We start from the raw sequence: 18,653 nt of genomic DNA, 5'->3' as shown, positions 1-18,653 counted from the left end.
GGAACTGCGCGCCCAGCCACAACCGACCCGCAGCCGCCCCACGTCCGCAAGGGGCACTCCCCACGGAACCTGGCAGGCGAGGGCACCTCGCACGCAGGCAGGCGTGGGCACCCCGCAACGCAGGCAGGCGTGGGCACCCCGCAACGCAGACCGGGCGGGGGGGGGACCCCGCAACGCAGGAGAGGGCACCCCGCAAGCGCAAGACGCGCGGTCAGCGCAACGCGCTGCGACCGACAACCACACCCGCCCTGTCGATGCAGAGGACATCGACGGCGACCGGCGCACCACGCAGCACTCCGAGTGCCTGGTCGCGGGCCGCCTCCGCGACCAGGTCGCCGAGCGGAACCCCCGCCGCCTCGCACAGCCGCAGCGCGCCGAGCCCGGTGTTGGCACCGGCGATCTCCCCCGCGAGCGCGGCACCCGCACCGCCGCGCGCGGCCAGTTCGGCGAGGAAGCCCTTGTCGACCTGGGAGCGGGCCGAGTGCAGATCCAGATGCCCCGCGGCGAGCTTGGAAAGCTTGGCGAAGCCGCCGCACACCGTGAGCCGGTCGACGGGGTGACGGCGTACGTACTTGAGGACGGCTCCCGCGAAGTCCCCCATGTCCAGCAGCGCGTCCTCGGGCAGCCCGTACTCGGCGACCACCGTCTTCTCGGACGTCGAACCCGTGCACCCCGCCAGATGCGTACGCCCTGCCGCGCGGGCCACGTCCACACCCCTGCGGATGGAGTCGATCCACGCCGAGCACGAGTACGGCACGACGATGCCGGTCGTGCCCAGGATGGACAGGCCGCCCAGGATGCCCAGGCGCGGGTTCCAGGTCGAACGGGCGATCTCCTCGCCGTGGTCGACGGAGAGGGTGACCTCGATGTCGGGCTCACCACCGGTTACGCGCCTCGCGTCGCCCCCGTGCGGTTCGGCGTCCCGGGCGCCGTGCAGTTCCGCCTCCCAGGCCGCCCCGTGCCGCTCGGCGACCCGGGCCACGTGTTCCCGGATCATCTGGCGGGGCACGGGGTTGATGGCGGGTTCGCCCACGTCCAGGGGCAGCCCGGCGCGGGTGACGGTGCCGACGCCGGGGCCCGCGCGGAAGACGACACCGGAACCGGGTGGCAGCGCCCGTACCGTCGCCCGTACGAGTGCGCCGTGTGTCACGTCGGGGTCGTCGCCCGCGTCCTTGACCACGGCGGCCATGGCGTAGGCGGCGCCCGGTGTCCCGAGCGCCGCGGATTCCTCGGCCGCGAGGGCGAAGGCAGGCGTCTGTCCCTTGGGCAGGGTGATCGTCACCGGGTCGGGGAAGTCGCCGGTCAGCAGCGCGGTGTAAGCGGCCGTCGTGGCGGCCGTCGCACAGGCACCGGTCGTCCATCCGGGGCGCAGCCCGGTGTGCTTGAGTTGGGCGCCGCGCCCACCCATCGGCTCGACGGACCCGCCGCCGGACCCACTGCCGGTCTCGGCAGCGCTGCTGGCGGCGTCCTTCGCTGCATGCGCTGCGTTCGCCGCGTCCGCCGCGTCCGCCGCGTTCACTTCGTTCGCGTCACTCATGAAAGGCAACCGACTCCGTGCACGTACTGATCCTGGGGGGAACGGCGGAGGCCCGCCGCCTGGCCGGGCTGCTGTCCGGGCTGCCGGGCGTACGGACGACCAGTTCGCTGGCCGGACGTGTCGCCGCGCCGAGGATGCCGCCCGGCGAGGTACGGGTGGGCGGGTTCGGCGGGGCCGAGGGGATGGCGGTGTGGCTGCGCGAACAGCGGGTCGACGCGCTCATCGACGCCACCCACCCTTTCGCCGGGACGATCAGTTTCCACGCGGCCAGGGCCGCTGCCGACACCCATGTTCCCTTGCTCGCACTGCGGCGGCCCGGCTGGGTCGCGGGTCCCGGCGACGACTGGCACCCGGTGGGCTCGCTGGAGGAGGCGGCCACCGCACTGCCGGCGCTGGGCAACCGGATCTTTCTGACCACAGGACGCATGGGCCTCGCCGCCTTCGCGGGGCTGACGGAACAGTGGTTCCTGGTCCGCTCCGTCGACCCGCCCGAGGCACCGTGCCCGCCCCGCATGGAAGTGCTGCTCGCACGCGGCCCGTTCACGCCGGAGGGCGAACGGGAGCTGATCGCGCGGCACCGCGTCGACGTGCTGGTCACCAAGGACAGCGGAGGCGAGGCCACAGCGCCCAAGCTGGCGGCGGCGCGCGCGGCGGGCGTACCCGTCGTCGTGGTCCGGCGCCCCCCGGTGCCGGCCGGCGTACACGTGGTGACCACACCGGACGAGGCCGCGGCCTGGGTGCGGGCCGCGGCCTAGGGTCTGTTGTGAAAGTGCTGGTCACAGCCACTCGTTGAGGACTGCGACCAGCACTGTCGCCTCGTAGCGCGGACACGGTCCGTCGGGACCGGGATCGTGGCGTTGATCCCGCGTCGGATCCCCACGTCCCACCGGGCGTGATCATCAACGATCAAGATCAACTTTCGGAAACAGACCCTGGGCGGCCTACGCGGTTGTGGCGATGCCGCCGTCGACGGGGATCACGGTACCCGTCAGGTATGCGCCTGCCCGGCTGGCGAGGAACACGGCGACACCCGCCATGTCGTCGTCGCGGCCGATCCGGCGTAGTGGGGCCGACGCCGCGATCGCCTCGCCGAACTCATCGAGGGTTGCAGCCATCATCGTCGACGGGAACGGCCCCGGCGCCACGGCGTTCACGGTGACGTGCTGCGGTCCTAGTTCCTTGGCGAGCACTCTGGTGAGTTGATGCAGTGCGGCCTTGCTGCTGGAATACGAGTAGTTGGGCCGCTGGGGGATGTGGATGGCGGCGATGCTGCCGATGTTGATGATCCGCGCGGGATCGTCGGCGGTGCCCGCCCTGCGAAGTGCGGGCAGCAGCGCCTGGACCAGCCAGAACGGCGACTTCAGGTTCAGGTCGACGACCGTGTCCCAGGCCGTGTCCGGGAACGTCGCCAGCGGTTCGTCCCACATGGCGCCCGCGTTGTTGACGAGGATGTCGAGACGCTCCGAGTCAGCGGTGACGAGGTCGGACAGTCGCCGACACTCGTCGTGGCGGGACAGGTCGGCGGGGATGGCGCGCACCTCACCGAATTTGGACAGCTGTTCCTGCGCCTGAGCGCACGCTTCCGCGCTACGTGAGCTGATGACCACGCGGACGCCCGCCTGGAGAAGGCCACGCGCGATCATCATCCCGATGCCTCGGGTGCCACCGGTGACGAGCGCGCGCTTTCCACCCAGATCGAAAAGTTCTGCATGCGTGGCGAATTGGTTGCCTATCACTTGCCGCCTTTCCAGTTGGTCATGCGGGATGAAGCGTCGACGCGTTGGGGGGGTTCGGCTCAGCTGTCTCAACGCTATGGCCCTGGCGTGCACTCCAAGCAAGCGGATCCCGGCCCCGACGGACCGTGTCCGCAACCGCCTCAAGCGACACCGGGCTGTAGCCACGAGGTATGACAAGCTCGCGGTCCGCTACGAGGCGACCGTGCTGGCCGCAGTCCTCAACGAGTGGCTGTGACCAGCGCTTTCACAACAGCCCCTGGGCGCAGGCGCAAGGCGTAGGACGGGCAGCCTGGGCGTAGCCGTAGCCGTAGCCGTAGCCGTAAAGCGGGTGGCCTGGGCGCAGGCCGGTCGGTGGCTTGCACTGATCACTGGCCTGCCGACGAGTGGCAACCCGCGGAGTGGCGACGTGCTCTCAGTCGCGGGGTGTGGCGCGCAGGCGCAGGTCGTTGGGGGTGAGGGCGCCGAAGGTGGTCACCCGGTGGCTGGGTTCGGGCCCGGGTGGCTCGCTCAGGTGGTGGCGGCGGGCGGTCTCCGCGGTGAGGAGCGTCAGTATGGCCAGCGCCATGGCGGTGCCCTCGCAGCCGCGCGGCCCCGTGCCGAAGGGCAGGAAGACGCCCGGAACCCTGAGCGAGCCGCCCGCTTCCAGCCAGCGTTCAGGGCTGAACCGGTCGGGGGCCGGGTGCTCGTGGGCATCACGCTGGGCGGTGTACGGGCAGACCAGGACCGTGGTACCGGGGTCGACGGGGTAGCCGCCGAGCCGGGTCTGTGTGGTGGCGCGGCGTGCCAGCAGCCAGTTCGGCGGGTGCAGCCGCAGCACCTCGCGGACGAACGCCTGGGTGTAGCGGAGGCCGTCGAGGTGGGCGCCGGTCACCGTGTGCGGATCGCCGGGCAGCGTACGGGCGGCCTCGACGGCGATGCGGTCAGCGGCCTGCGTTTCGCGTGCGAGTGCGAGCAGGAGCCAGCCGACGGCACGGGTCGGGGTCTCGGCCGTGGCGACGATCAGTCCGGTGAGACTGTCGATGATCGCGGCGTCCGGCAGCAGCCCGTACTGCGTGGACGGGCAGAGCATCAACCCCAGCAGATCGTTCCCGAGTTCGCCCGTCCTCCGGCGCCGGTCGATCACTGCCTGCAACGCACCGGCGAACGCCGCCTGTTGGCGGGCGAGGCAGCGGCGCGCGGGAGTGGGCACCCGGGGCGGCAGGGGCCAGGAGCGGATGAGGGCCTCGCGGGCATCGGCGAGCCCGGCGCCCAGGGGCCTGAGCGCTTCCGCGTCGCCGGAGAACAGGTAGCGGGCGCCGATGTCCACCAGCACGCGGCGGGCCCGTGGCAGCACCTCGACGTCCTGGCCCACCGGCCAGCCCTCGGCGAACTCCGCCGCGCCCGGCGCGATCTCACCGATCCGCGCAGCCACCACCTTGGGCCGCAGCCCCCGCATCCGCGCCGCGTGGCCGTGTGCCCGCTCGTTGGGGCCCGGCCCTGAACCGTCCGCCCGCTTCACGGGGAGGAAGGTGCCCGGCGGTGTCTCGTACTCGTGTGTGGTCCGCCGCAGCACCGTCTCGCAGGGCCCGGCCGTGGCGGCCACGTAGGCGCCGGGCCCCAGCATCCATACGTCACCGCATTCCGCCGCGGCCCGCACCGCCATGGCCAGCCGGTCACGCCGCCACGCCGCACTTCCCCCGCCACTCCCCGCCAGTCGCGGGGGCTGCTGCCTTCGGTTCACCGGGACCCTCACCCTCCACCAGGGGCTGACGCACACCGCCGTACGCCGAACCGGTGGGGACGCCGCCGTGCGGAGGGCGCCCCCACCTTCCTATGGCGCCTATCGCGCCCACGGCTCCCGCGGCGGACGCCCGCGCCGTCGGCACCCCTTCCAGGTCACCGGCTCTCAGGACACCGACTCCCAGGTCACCGGCTCTCAGGACACCGACTCCCAGGTCACCGGCTCACAGGTCACTCACCGGGTGCTCAACGGCGCGGCCGGACGTCTTACCCGTAGTAGGGAAGGTAGGCACCGTACCGGCGTGAGACGTGCAGCTTCTCCATCAGCTTCCTGACCATGGTGGTGCTCCTCACTTCTCGCTGTTCTCCTGCGCCTCGCAACTGAGGCTTCGCAAGCTCTTCTCCCCCGGCCCCACACGGGGACACCGAACTCGCGCAGCGCTTGGGGGCGTTGGGCCAGCGTGTGTCACAAGAGCGGCCGACAACGGTGCGCCGACTGCGACGCCCGAGTGGGTGACGTCAAGCCCCCCACCCGGCTTCGGGTCCAGCCCTCGGTCCGGCGGTGGGCTTGGCAGGGGGTGACGACCAGCGGTAGTAGCGCATGCGCTTCCCGCTGTAGGGATCCGGCACTTCGCTCTCGAAGACGAAACCGTGGGCGTACACGACCGCCTGTTCCAGGTACGGGAGAGAGGGCTGGTCGGCTTCCATGCGTGCGGAAAGGGTCAGCGGGCCGGGGCTCGCCTGGGCCCGTGACAGTACGGCGGCGGTGGCCTCACGGCAGTAACCCCGGCGCCAGTAGCGGCGGATGAGCAGGCACGCGAGCTCCGGAACGCCGCCCTCGTCGGGGCACAGCCCGCACAGCCCGACCACCTCACCGTCCAGGCGCTCGACCACGGTGTACATGCTGTAGCCCCACCGTTCGTACTCCCCCCTCCATGTCTCCAGCCGACGGCGGGTCCGCTCCCGGCCCCAGGCGGCCTCGGTCCCGACGTTGTCCAGCGCGGGCGCGTCGTCGTACAGGTCACGCAGCGGGTCGAGGTCGGAGGCGAAGGGGAGGCGGAGCAGCAGGCGCTCGGTGGTCATCCGGCGGGGTGTCAGCATGGTGGGCACGGGTCGGCTCCTTCATCTCGTCGCCGTGGAATACGGGACCCCCAACTGCCGGGCGGCGCCCCCGAGTTGACGCCGCCCGGGTCGCCCTCCCCCTGTCGGGCCCCGCATTGGCCCTCCGTGTTGGCCTACCCGCCGCGCCCCACGGCGGCCCCCGGGGCAGGCCACCGCTACCCGTGTGGGTGACGCGGAGGGCGCCGGCCGCTGAGCCGCCGGGACCGTTCCGGACGCCCCGGCCCGTGCCCGTGTCACCAACCGCCGACAGGTCAGTCCTCGCCGTCCCGGAACCGTCACCACCCCGCCACAGGCCCCGTTCCGGCCTTGCCTGCGGGTGGCGTGTGCATGACTCTCGATATGAACAAGGAGAGTACGTAAGCCAACGAACTTATCCTTACGGGGGCATTCATGAAGAACCGCAACAACTGGACGGTGGCGGCGGCCTTGACCGTCGTGGCGACGCTCGGTCTCACCGCGTGCGGCAGCGACGGCGGCAGCGGTGGCGGAAACGGTCGCGGTGGCGGAAACCAGGGCGGCAGCGGCAAGGCGGCCACGGAGTCCGGCAACGGCACGTCCTCGCGCGCCGCCGGGAAGCCCGGGGGCGACTCCGCCGCGAAAGCGGGCAAGGAACGGACACCGCGTACCGGCGAGGAACTGGTCAACATGGGCGCGCAGAAGTGCCCGTGGCCCTCCGTCTGCTTCTACCGGGGCGGGAAGATCGTCGCCGCGTACAAGGACATGGGGCCCCAGTCGGTAGGCCCCAAGGCCCGGACGGCGACGAGCGTCTACAACTCCCGCAAGGACGACGCGGCGAACCTCGTCGTCACCTACCGGGGCGGGAAGACGGCGTACGCGAAGTGCGCGAAGCCCCGTGGCTGGTACAAGGTCCACCGGGACTGGCCGGTGACCACGATCGACATCTCGCCCAGCCCGCGCTGCCTCTGAGCCTCTCGCCGCCTGCGCGGCCCCGCACCCGGTGTCGGCTCGCGGTCCGCACGCGGCGGCTGTCCGCGGTGCCTCTTCGCACAGCCTGCCCGCGGAGCCGGTTCGCGGAGCCTGTCCGCGTCATCTGCCCGCGGAGCACAGATCACGGTGGCCCGTCCTCCATTGGACGGGCCACCGTTCGGCGTCGCGCATGAACGGGCCACCGTTCGGCGTCGCGCATGAACGGGCCACCGTTCGGCGTCGCGCATGAACGGGCCACCGTCCCGGAGCCGCGCATGGACGGGCCCGTTCCGGCGTCGCGCCGACCACGCGCCGTGGCAGCACCGACCGCCGCCCTGTGCCCGGAGTAACAGCTGAGGGGCACAACACCCGCATCCCACCCCGCAGTTGCCGAAGCACACATCCGGCACATTCCGCCCTTTTCCCTGCTCCCTCGCAGAGTGGCCCCCTCCGGAAAGTACAAGCACCGGCCCCCCTTCCTCTTTTTCTCCGGCGCGGGATACCTCTGGGGAAGGCGTACAGCCTGCACACATCCAGGACGGAGTCACCATGAACGACGGTCTGCCACCCGCGCCGACGGGAGACCAGGGCGCGGCCACCGGGGTGGAAGAGCTGAGCGAGGGGGACGGCGGCTGGTATGTCGACGGCCGCTGTACGAACTGCGATGTCGCGCGCCAGCTTGCCCCTGAACTGGTACGCGAGGCCGCCGGCCGTTCCGAGGTGATCCGGCAGCCGCAGAACAGGGCGGAGGCCAGGCAGCTGCACGCCGCCGCCTTCGCCTGCCCCTCCCGCTCGATCCGCCCTTCCGGCGGGCGACTCGACGGCGCCCTGGACCCCTTCCCCCTGGCCCTGACGGACGAGGTCCACCTGTGCGGGCACAACTCCCCGCACACGGCGGGAGCCAACTCCTACCTGCTGCGCCGGCCGTCCTCCGGCACCACGATGATGATCGATACGCCCCGCTGGAGCAGCACGCTGGCCACGCGGTACGAGGAGCACGAGGAGCTGGGGCCCGTCACCGATGTCCTGCTCACCCACCGGGACCATGCCGCTCACGGCCGCCGCTACGCCGACCGCTTCGGCGCCCGGCTGTGGATCCACGAGGGTGACCTCGACGCCGCGCCGGACGCCGACCGCATCCTGCGCGGCACGGAACCGGCCGAGATCGGTGAGGGCGTGACAGCTCACCCGCTCCCGGGGCACACCCGGGGCAGCGTGCTCTATGTCGCGGACGGCAGGTACTGCTTCAGCGGCGACAGCCTGTACTGGTCGCGTACGACGGCCGATGTGGAAGTGGCCGAGAGCGTCACCTGGTACTCCATCGCGGAGTTGGGCGCCTCCTTGGCTCGAACCGCCGACCGGCTGCACTTCGAGTGGCTGCTACCGGGACACGGCGACCGCAAGCGGCTCCCCGCGCCGGAGATGACCAGGCGCATCAAGCGGCTGACGACCCGCGTCCAGTCGCTCCGGCCCAGGCCCATCGACTTCGCCGCCATGCGCTATTGAGCTGCCATGCGCTGTTGAGGGGTCCACGGGCCCCCAGGTCTCCACGCGTTACGGCAACGAACGCGTGAGCCACACCACTTCGCCGCTGTCCTCCGTCGAAACGTGATCCCGCTCGAACCCGAGCTTCTCCAGGACACGGAGCGACGGCGTGTTCCACGCGCCGACGGTCGACCAGAGCCGTTTCCGCCCCGTCGCAACAGCGGCATCGAGCACCGCGCGGGCCGCCTCGGTGGCGTAGCCACGCCCGTGCGCGCGCTGGAACAGCTCGTACGCGATTTCCGGCTCCTCCACGGTGGAGCGGCCGATGATCAACCCGCAATAGCCGATGAAGTCGCCTTCCTCCCGGCGCTGTATGGGCAGCAGCGCGAACCCCGTGGTCTCCGTCGCGGCGAGCAGCTCCGCGATGGACGTACGGGTGCGCTCAACCGTGGGCGCACCGTCACCGCGTTCGGAGAGCAGGTCCCGGAACTCTTCGGCGTCCGACTCGGCCCACGGCCGCAGTATCAACCGCTCGGTCTCAAGGTGGCAGCGCATCGTGTCGTACGTAGGCATGCCCCTACTCTGCCCCACTGATCATCACGACCCCGCAGCCGGAGCACCGGGCGCCCGGCAGCCGGGCGCCCCTGCTGTCGGCAACCCGGAGGACGTTGCTGAGCGCGGTGACCGCTTCTTTGACGACCTCCACCGTTGCCCCGCCGCCCGCGTCCAGTACTTCAACGATGCGCCTCAACGCCCGGTCGCCGTCGGCGAGTTGGGCGTCCTCCAACTCGTCCGCGTACAGGGCGAGCGTGGAGTCCCCCGCACCGCTGAGGTAGCACGGATTCCCCGACTCCGTGGACCACGGCAACAGCCGCAGCTCCGGCGCGGCGGGAATGGCCGTCCTCTCCCTGTCGTACAGCCACATACAGACCCCCTCCACCCCTCGGTGGCACGCACACACGCACGCCTCATAACTCACCGGCACCCCCACAGGCGCCTGCCTCGCCCTCGCATGCCGGCACTCCTGATGCCGCCCGATACCGCACGCGGGCGATCGGTAACTCGTCATGGACTCCTCCGTGTGCTCTCTGTGAGCAATCCAGGACAGAGTGACACCGAGGCAGTTACCGTCGGGAGAGAGACAGCGGGATTGCCTGCACAAGTTTGTCCGCCAATTTCCGCTGCTCAGCGCGGTGTTCATCCACCAGCGCGCTGCCCCGCTCGCCAGCAGAACGTTCCTCGCATCACCGGAGGAAGGAACCACGTGATCACCGACATCGAGTCAGCCTCTCCCGCCCTATGCCGCTTACAACTCGGAAGTGAACTAAGGCAGTTGCGCCAGGCCAGAGGGCTCAACGGCCGCCAGGTCGTCCGCAAACTCCTGTGGAGCTCCTCGAAGTTGTCCCGCATGGAGACAGGCGAGAACGCGACGGTGGAGCCGTCCGATGTCATAGCGCTGTGCGAGATCTACGGGGCAACTCACGAGAAGCGCGCGATGCTTCAAGGGTACGCAGCCGTGACCAAGACGCGGAGCGACTGGTGGCAGTCACCGGAGTACCGGCCTGTCATCGCGCCGGGCTTCAAGGCGTTCCTGGGACTTGAAGCCACGGCCAGCACCCTCCAGAACTACGAGTCGGAGTTCGTGCCCGGCCTCTTGCAGACCGAGGCGTATGTCCGCGTGATCTACGAGCGGGCACACCAAGGCAAGAGCGCCGAAGAAGTGGATAACCTGGTCACCGTACGGATGAACCGTCAGGAAGTGCTGCGGAGGAAGCGGTCTCCGCTGAAGCTGACGGCCATCATCAACGAGGCCGTGCTGCACCGTACGGTCGGCGGTCCCGAGGTGATGCGTGATCAGCTCAACCACATCGTGGAGTTGGCCACGACCCTCCCGAACGTGCGGGTCCAGGTGGTTCCGTTCAGCTGCGGGGCACATTCGGGAATGAACGGCCCGTTCGTAGTCCTGCAATTCCCAGATCGCGCGGCGATGCGGTCCCTCGTCTATCTGGAGAACATGGCGGATGCGTGGGTCAGCCGCCGGGAAGGGGACATGGAGCGGTACGAGGAGGCGTTCGGCGACCTGCAAGCACTTGCCCCGGGGCCTCAAGAGTCCCTGAATCTGATCAAGAAGGCAGTCAAGGAGCATTGATACCCATGAACGGCACGGTTGAGGTCCCCCGTGACATCGAGTGGTTCAAGTCGAGCCACAGTAACGACCAGGGCGGCAACTGCGTCGAGGGCGCCCGCCTGCACGACGGCGCCATGGCCGTCCGCGACTCCAAGCAGCAGCCCCATGGCCCCGCCCTCACCGTCCGACCGGCCGCCTGGACAACGTTCATCACGGCGCTCAAGGACGGGTAACCGACCTACGGCGTAGGCGACTTGGGCCCCGTTCCCGCTGCATGGCGGGGGCGGGGCCCGTTGCATGGTCGTCTCTCGGTGGGGACGGGCGGTTACTTCCGGCGGAGGCGCACTCATAACCATTTGCCGCGGGCCGACCCGGCCGGATAAGAAGCTTGCATGCTAAAAGGCGACAAGGTCGGGCTCAGGGCGCGGCACGAGGACGACATCCCGATCCTGCGGGCCGAGCTGTACAACGACGTGGTCAACTCCGCGCGCGCCGACGGCCAGCCGTGGCGGCCGATGACGGCCGAGTCGAAGGACCCGCGGCTCGTGGTGGACGAAAAGGACCAGCAGACCGTTCCGTTCTCGGTGGTGGAGTTGGCCGGCGGCACGCTGCTCGGTACCGCGTCGCTGTGGGGCATCGACAGCCACCACCGGTCCGCGCACATCGGGATGGGACTGCTGCCGGACTCGCGAGGCAAGGGCTACGGCACCGACGCGGTCGCGGCGCTGTGCCACTACGGCTTCGCCGTGCGCGGCCTGCAGCGGCTGCAGATCGAGACACTGTCGGACAACGCAGCGATGCTGCGCTCCGCCGAGCGCAACGGCTTCGTCCGCGAGGGCGTACTGCGCTCCTCGGCCTGGGTGCTGGGCGAGTTCCTGGACGAGGTCATCCTCGGGCTCCTCGTACAGGACTGGAAGCCGGACAGCTAGGAGACGGCCCGCAGTTGAGGGCCGTGCTGAGAGCTGTCCGGGTTGCTGGCCCCGGTCAGGGAAGGCCGCGTGCCCGCCCGCTGCGGGTGCGGCTGGACGGTCCGCCCGCTGCGGGTGCGGGCCCCCGTACCGTTGGCCTCGACATCGCGAGGAGGGGTCATGCAGATCGGGGTGCTTTCCGAGCGTACGGGCGCCAGTCGCCGCTCGATTCGCTACTACGAGCAGCAGGGCCTGCTGGAAGCGGCGCGGACGAGCAAGGGCTGGCGGGAGTACGACGAGCGGGCGGTCAACCGGGTCTTGAACGTGCGGGAGTCGCTCCGGGCCGGTCTCACGGCGGAGGACATCCGCGTGGTGGCGCCGTGCCTGGACATGAAGACTGAGGAATTCCTGGCCTGTGACGGCAGCCCGGACGAAGTGCTCGCCATGTACGAGCAGCGGCTCGCCGCGGTGGAGGCCAAAGCGGAGCAGCTCCAGCGGCACCGGACCGAACTCGTGGAGAGGATCGCCCGTCTGCGCGCCGAGTCCGCGGACACCGACGGCTTCGCGCGGTTGCTGCGCTCCGGCGTTTGACCTTGACACTGGTGTCACTACCTAGCGTGCGAGGGACGCGCACCGCGTTCCACGGAGGTAGTAGACCGATGAAGAGAGCTGCCCTTCCGGGCTGGCTGTACATCCTGTTCCTGACCTTGCTGGCCACCGCCACCGACGAATTCGTCGTCGCGGGCGTGCTGCCCGCTGTCGCCGAGGACCTGGAGGTGAGCGTCGCCGCCGCCGGGCAGCTGGTGACCGTGTTCGCCGTGGTCTACGCCGTCGGCGCGCCCACGCTGTCCGTGATGTGCGAACGGTTCGCGAAGCGGACCGTTCTGGTCGTCGGTCTGCTGCTGTTCGTGGTGGCCAATGCGGTGGCGGCGCTCGCCCCTGGTTACTGGTTCCTGATGGGTGCCAGGGTGGCTGCCGCGCTGTGTGCGGCGGCGGTGGCCTCCGCGGCCTTCGCCACGGCCGCGGCCGGCGCCCCCGACGGCGCGCAGGGGCGCTACCTGGGGGTGGTGACGGCCGGGATGACCGCCGCGCTGTTCAGCGGAGTGCCACTGGGCTCATGGCTCGGCGGGGCCTTCGGGTGGCGCGCGACCTTCTGGACGATCGCCGCGGTCGCGGCCGTCGCAGCCGTGGGTCTGCTGGCCACCGCCCCCGCCGTACCCGGCAGCGCCCCGGCACCACTCCGGGAGCGCCTGGCACCGTTGCGGAACCGGGCCGTACTCCGCCTGGTGACGGTGACGTTCCTGGCCGCCGGCGGCGGGCTGATGTTCTACACCTACCTCGGTCCGTACACCGCCGAGGTGGCACACGGCTCGTACGGACTGCTGTCGTTCGTGCTGTTCCTGGTCGGCGCCGCCGGTCTTGCCGGGGCTCTTCTCTCGGGTCGGGCGGCAGATTCCTGGGGGCCCCAGCGAAGCCTGCGCCTGGTCCTGGCCGGCCATGCGGTCGCGCTCGCCCTGGCCGCCGGGCTCGTCTTCAGCGGCATCGGCGACCGGTATGTCCTGACCGCGGTCATCGCCTGCTGGGCCTTCTTCGCCTGGGCACTCACCCCGCCGGTGCAGGGCAGCATCCTGGCTGCCGCCGCCCCTTCCGCAGGTATGACCGCTCTGTCGCTGAACATCGCCGGCCTCTACCTCGGCACCGGCGTCGCCGCCGCCACAGGCGGGGTGGCCGTGGGCACTCTGGGCATCGCATACGTTCCCCTGATCGCCGCCGTACTGATGGCGCTTGCCTTCCTCCTGTCTCCTTCCGCACCACCCGCACACGGCACGACGAGCCCGCTGGCCGACCCCCACGCGACAGCCGACCCCCACGCGGCAAACACCTGAATCCGCGGGCTGCGTGAGCCGGCGATCGGTCAGCCGTGGAGCGCGTCGCGAAGGGCGCGTACCTGGTCCGCCAGGTTGCGTTCGCTGACGCGGGTCGTCGGGAAGATCAGGTCGAAGCCGTGCACGGCGCCAGGGACCTGGATGAGTTCGGTGGTGACCCCGGCGGCGCTGAGGCGCTCGGCGTACTGGCGGCCTTCGTCGCGCAGCGGGTCGACCTCCGCCACGACGACGAGGGCGGGAGGCAGTCCGCTGAGGTCGGTGGCCTGGAGCGGGGAGGCGTAGGGCGTGTGGTTGTCGCCGCCGGTGTAGTAGTGCCAGGCCCAGGCGGCTGCGGTCTGGTTGAGGACCGGGGTGTCGGTGGCCTCGCGCAGGGAGGCACTGGCCTGGTGGCTGTCCGTGACGGGGTAGGTCAGGAGCTGGAAGGCCACCTTCGGGCCGCCGAGGTCGCGGGCGCGCTGGGCGGTGGAGGCGGCGATGTTCCCGCCGGCGCTCACGCCCATGAGGGCGATCCGTTCCGGGTCGCCGCCGATCTCGGCCGCGTGTGCGGCGAGCCAGGTCAGCGCGGCGTAGGCGTCGTCGGGCGCGGCCGGGAAGGGGTGTTCGGGGGCGAGGCGGTAGTCGACGGAGACGACGACGGTTCGGGCCTCCACGGCGTACAGCAGGGCGTGGTCCTCCTCGGCCTCGGGAGAGCCGTAGGTGAAGGCACCGCCGTGCAGGTAGAGGACGACGGGCAGGGTCTCCTCGGCGGTGGGGCGGTAGACCCGCAGCCGCAGTTGTCCGCCGGGCCCGGGAATGAACAGGTCCTCGACCTTCACCCGGTCGTCGACGGGGGTGGCGGGGTGCTCCCGCAGCAGCCTGTATCGCTCGGGATCGGCGAGGACGTCATCCAGGTCGTGGAGGGGGAAGACCTCGGCGTCTGAGGTGTCGAGCAGGGACTGGATCTCGGGGTCGACAGCGGGGATGGACATGGCCTGCGGCCACCTTTCGTGTGGTGCGGAAAGCGAACTGGCCTCAGCCTCTCCGGTTTCCGATCACCGCAGAAGTGGCCCGGGGGCCATGATGTGCAACTATCGGGCCATGACGTATGCAGCTCCGCACCGGGTGACCGTTCTCGCCCTCGCGCCCGCGGTCGCCTTCGACCTCAGCATTCCGGCCCAGATGCTCGCCATGGTCACCTCACGCGCGGGAGAAGCGGCGTACGACGTACGGACGATCACGCCGGACGGCGCCCCGGTGATGACGGTGAACGGGTACGGCGTGCTGCCCCAGGGCGACCTGTCCCTGCTGGAGCAGGCGGACACCGTGGTCGTCGCGGGCACCCGCGCGCCGGACGTACTCGACGACGGTGTGCTGGACTCCCGTGTCGCCGAAGCACTCGGGGCGGCTTCGCGCCGGGCACGGATGGTGTCGCTGTGCACCGGCTCGTTCGTGCTCGCGGCGGCCGGACTGCTGGAGGGCCACCGGGCCGCGACGCACTGGCGCTACGCGCGGCAGTTCACCCGGCTCTTCCCCGCGGTCGATCTGGACACCAACCCGCTCTACGTCGACGACCGCGGAATCCTGACCTCGGCCGGCGGCGCGGCGGCCATCGACCTGTGCCTGCACCTGATCAGGGAGGACCACGGCAGCTCGGTGGCGAACCGGATCGCCCGGTACAACGTCGTCGCCCCCATGCGGGAGGGCGGGCAGGCGCAGTACATCGACCACCCGGTCACCGAGGACGCGGGGACCTCGACGGCCGGGGCCCGCACGCTGATGGTCGAGCACCTGGACCGGCGGCTGTCCCTCAAGGACCTGGCGGGGCACTGCCACATGAGCGTGCGCACGTTCACCAGGCGGTTCCGGCAGGAGACCGGCCTCTCCCCCGCCGAATGGCTCACCTCGGCCCGCCTGAAGCACGCGCGCCACCTGCTGGAATCCACCGACCAGCCCGTAGACGACATCGCCGCCGGCACCGGCCTCGGCAGCGGCACCAACCTGCGCCAGCACATGCGGGACGCCCTGAACACCACCCCCTCCGCCTACCGCCGCGCCTTCCGCACGGGACCCAACGCAGCAGTGGATTCCACGAGTTCGGCCGACTGAGCCATCGGGCCGGCGCACCGGTGGGCGGCCAATGTTCACTCTTGACGGCTCTCCCCTTGTCCGAAATGGTCGCGCAATCGACCCAATTGGCCGGAGGTGGGGAGAGGCCCATGCAACCGCGTTTCCTGGGGATCATCCCGAACACCCCTGTGGGTGAACCACGTCTCCGTAACGGAGGGCAGCGACGGTGAAGCATCCCGCGCGTGAGGGGCTGGCCACGGCACGGCACTCCGCCGTGCATCTGGAGATGCGTGACAGCTACACACCGAATGACCCGGAGTTCGCTCGTTGGCGCGCCGGCCATCGCTATGGCAACGACCCCGAGCGGCTGCCCGATTGGTGGGCGTCCTGGGGTGACTTGGCGGCCGAGACGACGGCGCGAGGAGTCGTGATGCGTCGGGCCCGGATCGTCTCGGAGCCGGTGACGGACTACATCCGGTACGAGTACGACGTGACGTTCCCCAACGTCGCGGCCGGTGAACTGGTCCGCTGGTTGCCCCGGCGGAGGGCGGCGGACATCGCGCTGCCGGGAACGGACCTGTGGATGTTCGACGGCTCGGCCGTGCTGTTCACGTACTTCTCCGGCGTCGGGGAGGTGGTCGACCGGGAGTGGCGCACAGAACCGGCCGTCGTGAGCCTGGTCAACGCGGCCTTCGAAACAGTGTGGGAACGGGCCACGCCGCACGAGGAGTACAGGCCGGCCTGACGCACCATGCCCCTCTCCGGATCATCCAGTGTCCAGCAGGCCAGGAAAGTCCTTGCCGACCGTCTGCGCGAGTTGTGCAAGGACGCCGGTCTGGACGGCAAGTCGCTCGCACACGCGTGCGGTTGGCACCCGTCCAAGGTCTCCCGGATATCGACGGCGAAGACGACGCCGTCCGCCGACGACATCCGGGCCTGGTGCGGCGCCTGCGGCCGGGACGACCTGACCGCGGACCTGATCGCGTCCCTCCACGCCGTAGAAGGCATGTGGGTGGAGTGGCATCGCATGGGTGCGGGGTTGCGGCGACCACAGGAAGCACGCTTGCCGCTCTACGAAAAGACCCGCTGGTTCCGTGCGTACTCCCCCGGCCTCTTTCCGGGGCTCCTCCAGACGTACGGGTATACGGAGGACGTGCTGCGCGGCGTGCAGCGTAGGCGTGCGGTCGTGGACGACGTGGCTGACGCCGTGGCCGCGCGGATAGAGCGTCAACGCGTGCTGCGCGAGGGCCAGCGTTGCTTCGCCTTCCTCGTGGAAGAGGCGGTGTTGCGCAACGCACTCGGCAACGCGGACACGCAGGCCGAACAACTTGACCACCTGCTGTCGCTCGCCGCCCTGCCCCACGTGAGCGTCGGCGTGATCCCCGCCAGGCTGGGTCGGTCACGCATGCCCGTGGAAGGGTTCTGGATCTTCGACAAGGCGCAGGTCAACGTAGAACTTGTCTCGGGCTACCTCACGCTCACGCAGCCCAGCGAAGTAGCCATGTACGCCGACACGTTCGCGACGCTCGCCGACATGGCGGTCCACGGAGCGAAAGCACGCGCCCTGATCGCGTCGGTCATGGAAACACTCGGGTGATCTGCGCAAGTGCCGTGCAATCACCCGCAATCGGCTCGTAGCCGGGAACAACCGGTCCCTAGCGTTGTCACCGTCACACGCCCACCCCGGCGACGGAAACCCTGGACAGGCCGAGCGCCGAGGTGGGTGACCCACCGCGGCGGCAGCAGCCGCCGCGGCCAACGGGCCGTGCCCTCGACGGTACGGCGGCACGGCCTCTGTTGAAAGAGGAGGTTGAGCATGAGCGTCGCGCCCGTCGAGACGTACGAGACACGCACACCTGACGCCGAGGGATGGCGGGGCACCCCCTTCCGGCACCCCCGGGACCTGTCCGAGGTCACCGCCGAGCCCACCGCCGTGGCCGCCCCCGAAGCCGACGGCGGCCAGCACGACGGTGGACCGATGCCCCCGGAGGCACCTCGTGACCCCGAGCCCGAGGGTGGTGACCAGGACAGCGCGTAGGGCCTGCACCCTCAACAGCGGTCTCGCACCCGTACCGGCGCGGGTGCGAGACCAGGGCGCGGGTGGAAGGCCAGGGCCCGTTTCGGGTCAGCGCACCGCCACTGCCTCGATCTCGATCAGCATGGCGGGGTCGGACAGGGCGCTGACCTCGGCCAGAACGCTGGTCGGCCGGCAGTGGACCTCGGCCAGGCCGTCCATCAAGACCGCGTAGTGGGCCTTGCACTCGGCCAGGTCCGTGGTGAAGACGCGGATCTGGACGACATTCGCCATCGTCATTCCGGCTTCGGCAACGGTCTCACCCAGCCGCCGCAGCGTGAGGCGGATCTGGCCGGCCATGTCGCCCCGGTGGGTGATCGCGCCGTCGTCATCACGGGCCTCGTGGCCGGAGACGAACAGCCAGCTACGGGGTTCATCGACCCGGACGGCCCGGTGGTACATCAGCCTGTCGCCCGCCATACGCGGCCCGATCTCCTCAACGTTCATGCCTCAGCCTCCACACCTGGTGAACGAGGGCCCGTCCGGCCCTCGCCATCCATCTGATCACCGACACGACCGCTGGCCGGGAGGTCGGAGGTCCGGAGGGCCGGGTGAACGGGAAGCCGGGAAGCCGGGAAGCCGACAGCAGTTCCGCACCTCCGCCGCGTCCCAGTCCCCGCAGCTTGGCGATGGTGCTCTGCGGAAGCCCGCGTCCGCGCTGTCGAGAACGATCACCCGAATGTCGTGGTCACCGTCCACGAACTCCGGCAGCACTGCCCGCTGTCACACTGAAGTCGCCGACGGCATGCCTGCGGCGACTGGGGCGCAACGGCATGGTCGAGCGAGCGATCGTGTCCACGGAACCGGTGGCGATCGCATACCGCATCGCCGCCCTGGGCCGGACCCTTCAGCGGCCCGCTGTCCATCCCGGGATGCCCCGCGCCGGAATAGCGCCCTGACTCCCAACTGGCCACTTCGCAGGGCAGGTTGGGCCGTGTTCTCGCAAGACACGGCCCCTTCCCCGTGTACGGCGCGGGTTCACTGCTTGCCGGTGCCGACGGGGTCGACGGTGACGTCGGAGGTGGAGTGGTCGGAGACGGGAATGTTGATCGGGTCGATCGTCAGGGCCTTGGAGTGGGTCTCGT

General features: G+C 70.4%; 22 protein-coding genes and 1 pseudogene. 14 read left to right on the top strand and 9 right to left on the bottom strand.

Features of this window, described 5'->3' with window-relative positions:
* Window positions 1-211: 211 nt before the first annotated feature.
* Window positions 212-1,408, bottom strand: coding sequence for a cobalt-precorrin-5B (C(1))-methyltransferase (locus tag NMN56_RS36290; RefSeq protein ID WP_274045683.1), 1,197 nt, complete (start codon window positions 1,406-1,408; stop codon window positions 212-214).
* 146 nt (window positions 1,409-1,554) lie between these two features.
* On the opposite strand from NMN56_RS36290, the gene NMN56_RS36285 reads away from it, so the two are divergent.
* On the top strand, window positions 1,555-2,292 hold the full coding sequence (locus NMN56_RS36285) for a cobalt-precorrin-6A reductase (protein WP_274045515.1): 738 nt from the start codon (window positions 1,555-1,557) through the stop codon (window positions 2,290-2,292).
* Between the two features lie 186 nt (window positions 2,293-2,478).
* On the opposite strand, the gene NMN56_RS36280 is transcribed toward NMN56_RS36285, so the two are convergent.
* Complete coding sequence (locus NMN56_RS36280; protein ID WP_274045517.1) at window positions 2,479-3,273, bottom strand: SDR family oxidoreductase; 795 nt, start codon at window positions 3,271-3,273, stop codon at window positions 2,479-2,481.
* Window positions 3,274-3,406: 133 nt separating this feature from the next.
* Between NMN56_RS36280 and NMN56_RS43460 the strand changes: the two are divergent.
* Window positions 3,407-3,508, top strand: a pseudogene (locus NMN56_RS43460) (IS5 family transposase); the annotation flags it as partial.
* Window positions 3,509-3,685: 177 nt separating this feature from the next.
* Here NMN56_RS43460 and NMN56_RS36275 read toward each other — a convergent pair.
* Together NMN56_RS36275 and NMN56_RS36270 are read right to left on the bottom strand one after the other, a co-directional pair.
* Window positions 3,686-4,993 carry a cytochrome P450 gene (locus tag NMN56_RS36275; RefSeq protein WP_274045518.1) on the bottom strand — a complete coding sequence of 436 codons (1,308 nt, stop codon included), beginning with the start codon at window positions 4,991-4,993 and terminating at the stop codon, window positions 3,686-3,688.
* Window positions 4,994-5,511: 518 nt separating this feature from the next.
* Window positions 5,512-6,093 (bottom strand): GNAT family N-acetyltransferase, encoded by a 582-nt coding sequence (locus NMN56_RS36270; RefSeq protein ID WP_274045684.1) that lies wholly within the window; start codon window positions 6,091-6,093, stop codon window positions 5,512-5,514.
* Between the two features lie 411 nt (window positions 6,094-6,504).
* Here NMN56_RS36270 and NMN56_RS36265 point away from each other — a divergent pair, with 411 nt between their 5' ends.
* A complete protein-coding gene (locus tag NMN56_RS36265; protein WP_274045519.1) occupies window positions 6,505-7,041 on the top strand; it encodes a hypothetical protein in 537 nt (178 codons plus the stop codon).
* Between the two features lie 549 nt (window positions 7,042-7,590).
* On the top strand, window positions 7,591-8,547 hold the full coding sequence (locus NMN56_RS36260; RefSeq protein WP_274045521.1) for an MBL fold metallo-hydrolase: 957 nt from the start codon (window positions 7,591-7,593) through the stop codon (window positions 8,545-8,547).
* Between the two features lie 48 nt (window positions 8,548-8,595).
* Here the strand turns inward: NMN56_RS36260 and NMN56_RS36255 are convergent, their stop codons facing one another.
* Window positions 8,596-9,099 (bottom strand): GNAT family N-acetyltransferase, encoded by a 504-nt coding sequence (locus NMN56_RS36255; protein ID WP_274045522.1) that lies wholly within the window; start codon window positions 9,097-9,099, stop codon window positions 8,596-8,598.
* Window positions 9,100-9,103: 4 nt separating this feature from the next.
* A complete protein-coding gene (locus NMN56_RS36250) occupies window positions 9,104-9,451 on the bottom strand; it encodes a hypothetical protein (protein WP_274045523.1) in 348 nt (115 codons plus the stop codon).
* 339 nt (window positions 9,452-9,790) lie between these two features.
* Between NMN56_RS36250 and NMN56_RS36245 the strand changes: the two genes are divergently transcribed.
* The 3 genes from NMN56_RS36245 (at window position 9,791) to NMN56_RS36235 (ending at window position 11,583) form a co-directional block, all read left to right on the top strand.
* Window positions 9,791-10,675, top strand: coding sequence for a helix-turn-helix domain-containing protein (locus NMN56_RS36245; RefSeq protein WP_274045525.1), 885 nt, complete (start codon window positions 9,791-9,793; stop codon window positions 10,673-10,675).
* A 5-nt stretch (window positions 10,676-10,680) separates the two neighbouring features.
* Complete coding sequence (locus NMN56_RS36240; RefSeq protein WP_274045527.1) at window positions 10,681-10,887, top strand: DUF397 domain-containing protein; 207 nt, start codon at window positions 10,681-10,683, stop codon at window positions 10,885-10,887.
* A gap of 159 nt (window positions 10,888-11,046) precedes the next feature.
* The gene (locus NMN56_RS36235) at window positions 11,047-11,583 is read left to right on the top strand and encodes a GNAT family N-acetyltransferase (RefSeq protein WP_274045528.1); all 537 of its coding nucleotides are present in this window, start codon (window positions 11,047-11,049) and stop codon (window positions 11,581-11,583) included.
* On the opposite strand, the gene NMN56_RS36230 is transcribed toward NMN56_RS36235, so the two are convergent.
* Window positions 11,580-11,744, bottom strand: a complete 165-nt coding sequence (locus NMN56_RS36230) for a hypothetical protein (protein ID WP_274045529.1) — start codon at window positions 11,742-11,744, stop codon at window positions 11,580-11,582. The genes NMN56_RS36235 and NMN56_RS36230 overlap by 4 nt on opposite strands.
* Here NMN56_RS36230 and NMN56_RS36225 point away from each other — a divergent pair.
* Together NMN56_RS36225 and NMN56_RS36220 are read left to right on the top strand one after the other, a co-directional pair.
* A complete protein-coding gene (locus NMN56_RS36225) occupies window positions 11,743-12,153 on the top strand; it encodes a MerR family transcriptional regulator (protein WP_274045531.1) in 411 nt (136 codons plus the stop codon). The two genes, NMN56_RS36230 and NMN56_RS36225, sit on opposite strands and share 2 nt — an antisense overlap.
* 68 nt (window positions 12,154-12,221) lie before the next feature.
* The gene (locus NMN56_RS36220; RefSeq protein ID WP_274045533.1) at window positions 12,222-13,448 is read left to right on the top strand and encodes an MFS transporter; all 1,227 of its coding nucleotides are present in this window, start codon (window positions 12,222-12,224) and stop codon (window positions 13,446-13,448) included.
* A 29-nt stretch (window positions 13,449-13,477) separates the two neighbouring features.
* On the opposite strand, the gene NMN56_RS36215 is transcribed toward NMN56_RS36220, so the two are convergent.
* A complete protein-coding gene (locus tag NMN56_RS36215; RefSeq protein ID WP_274045534.1) occupies window positions 13,478-14,416 on the bottom strand; it encodes an alpha/beta hydrolase in 939 nt (312 codons plus the stop codon).
* A 109-nt stretch (window positions 14,417-14,525) separates the two neighbouring features.
* Here NMN56_RS36215 and NMN56_RS36210 point away from each other — a divergent pair, with 109 nt between their 5' ends.
* From NMN56_RS36210 to NMN56_RS36195, 4 genes are all read left to right on the top strand, one after another.
* Window positions 14,526-15,533, top strand: a complete 1,008-nt coding sequence (locus tag NMN56_RS36210; RefSeq protein WP_274045535.1) for a GlxA family transcriptional regulator — start codon at window positions 14,526-14,528, stop codon at window positions 15,531-15,533.
* A 187-nt stretch (window positions 15,534-15,720) separates the two neighbouring features.
* Entirely contained in the window at window positions 15,721-16,239 is a 519-nt protein-coding gene (locus NMN56_RS36205; protein WP_274045536.1) for a DUF6879 family protein, read from the top strand.
* Window positions 16,240-16,245: 6 nt separating this feature from the next.
* Window positions 16,246-17,091, top strand: a complete 846-nt coding sequence (locus NMN56_RS36200; RefSeq protein ID WP_274045537.1) for a helix-turn-helix domain-containing protein — start codon at window positions 16,246-16,248, stop codon at window positions 17,089-17,091.
* A gap of 219 nt (window positions 17,092-17,310) precedes the next feature.
* Window positions 17,311-17,532: a hypothetical protein gene (locus NMN56_RS36195; RefSeq protein ID WP_274045538.1), complete on the top strand. Its 222-nt coding sequence runs from the start codon at window positions 17,311-17,313 to the stop codon at window positions 17,530-17,532.
* A gap of 87 nt (window positions 17,533-17,619) precedes the next feature.
* Here the strand turns inward: NMN56_RS36195 and NMN56_RS36190 are convergent, their stop codons facing one another.
* Window positions 17,620-18,015 (bottom strand): Rid family hydrolase, encoded by a 396-nt coding sequence (locus NMN56_RS36190; RefSeq protein WP_274045539.1) that lies wholly within the window; start codon window positions 18,013-18,015, stop codon window positions 17,620-17,622.
* Window positions 18,016-18,197: 182 nt separating this feature from the next.
* On the opposite strand from NMN56_RS36190, the gene NMN56_RS43455 reads away from it, so the two are divergent.
* Window positions 18,198-18,467, top strand: a complete 270-nt coding sequence (locus NMN56_RS43455; RefSeq protein ID WP_430542802.1) for a winged helix-turn-helix transcriptional regulator — start codon at window positions 18,198-18,200, stop codon at window positions 18,465-18,467.
* Window positions 18,468-18,653: the final 186 nt, after the last annotated feature.

The sequence above is a fragment of the Streptomyces iconiensis genome (genome assembly GCF_028657195.3).
Lineage (GTDB): Bacteria > Actinomycetota > Actinomycetes > Streptomycetales > Streptomycetaceae > Streptomyces > Streptomyces iconiensis.
The sequence above is the reverse complement of the archived record's forward strand: the minus strand, read 5'-3'. Positions and strand labels throughout refer to the sequence as shown.

Coding starts and splice junctions, on each gene's coding strand:
- NMN56_RS36195 (WP_274045538.1), top strand. CDS start 17,311: ATGAGCGTCGCGCCCGTCGAGACGTACGAGACACGCACACCTGACGCC.
- NMN56_RS36235 (WP_274045528.1), top strand. CDS start 11,047: ATGCTAAAAGGCGACAAGGTCGGGCTCAGGGCGCGGCACGAGGACGAC.
- NMN56_RS36230 (WP_274045529.1), bottom strand. CDS start 11,744: ATGACCCCTCCTCGCGATGTCGAGGCCAACGGTACGGGGGCCCGCACC.
- NMN56_RS36290 (WP_274045683.1), bottom strand. CDS start 1,408: ATGGGTGGGCGCGGCGCCCAACTCAAGCACACCGGGCTGCGCCCCGGA.
- NMN56_RS36265 (WP_274045519.1), top strand. CDS start 6,505: ATGAAGAACCGCAACAACTGGACGGTGGCGGCGGCCTTGACCGTCGTG.
- NMN56_RS36215 (WP_274045534.1), bottom strand. CDS start 14,416: ATGTCCATCCCCGCTGTCGACCCCGAGATCCAGTCCCTGCTCGACACC.
- NMN56_RS36210 (WP_274045535.1), top strand. CDS start 14,526: ATGACGTATGCAGCTCCGCACCGGGTGACCGTTCTCGCCCTCGCGCCC.
- NMN56_RS36255 (WP_274045522.1), bottom strand. CDS start 9,099: ATGCCTACGTACGACACGATGCGCTGCCACCTTGAGACCGAGCGGTTG.
- NMN56_RS36240 (WP_274045527.1), top strand. CDS start 10,681: ATGAACGGCACGGTTGAGGTCCCCCGTGACATCGAGTGGTTCAAGTCG.
- NMN56_RS43455 (WP_430542802.1), top strand. CDS start 18,198: ATGGTGCTCTGCGGAAGCCCGCGTCCGCGCTGTCGAGAACGATCACCC.
- NMN56_RS36200 (WP_274045537.1), top strand. CDS start 16,246: ATGCCCCTCTCCGGATCATCCAGTGTCCAGCAGGCCAGGAAAGTCCTT.
- NMN56_RS36220 (WP_274045533.1), top strand. CDS start 12,222: ATGAAGAGAGCTGCCCTTCCGGGCTGGCTGTACATCCTGTTCCTGACC.
- NMN56_RS36190 (WP_274045539.1), bottom strand. CDS start 18,015: ATGAACGTTGAGGAGATCGGGCCGCGTATGGCGGGCGACAGGCTGATG.
- NMN56_RS36225 (WP_274045531.1), top strand. CDS start 11,743: ATGCAGATCGGGGTGCTTTCCGAGCGTACGGGCGCCAGTCGCCGCTCG.
- NMN56_RS36260 (WP_274045521.1), top strand. CDS start 7,591: ATGAACGACGGTCTGCCACCCGCGCCGACGGGAGACCAGGGCGCGGCC.
- NMN56_RS36250 (WP_274045523.1), bottom strand. CDS start 9,451: ATGTGGCTGTACGACAGGGAGAGGACGGCCATTCCCGCCGCGCCGGAG.
- NMN56_RS36270 (WP_274045684.1), bottom strand. CDS start 6,093: ATGCTGACACCCCGCCGGATGACCACCGAGCGCCTGCTGCTCCGCCTC.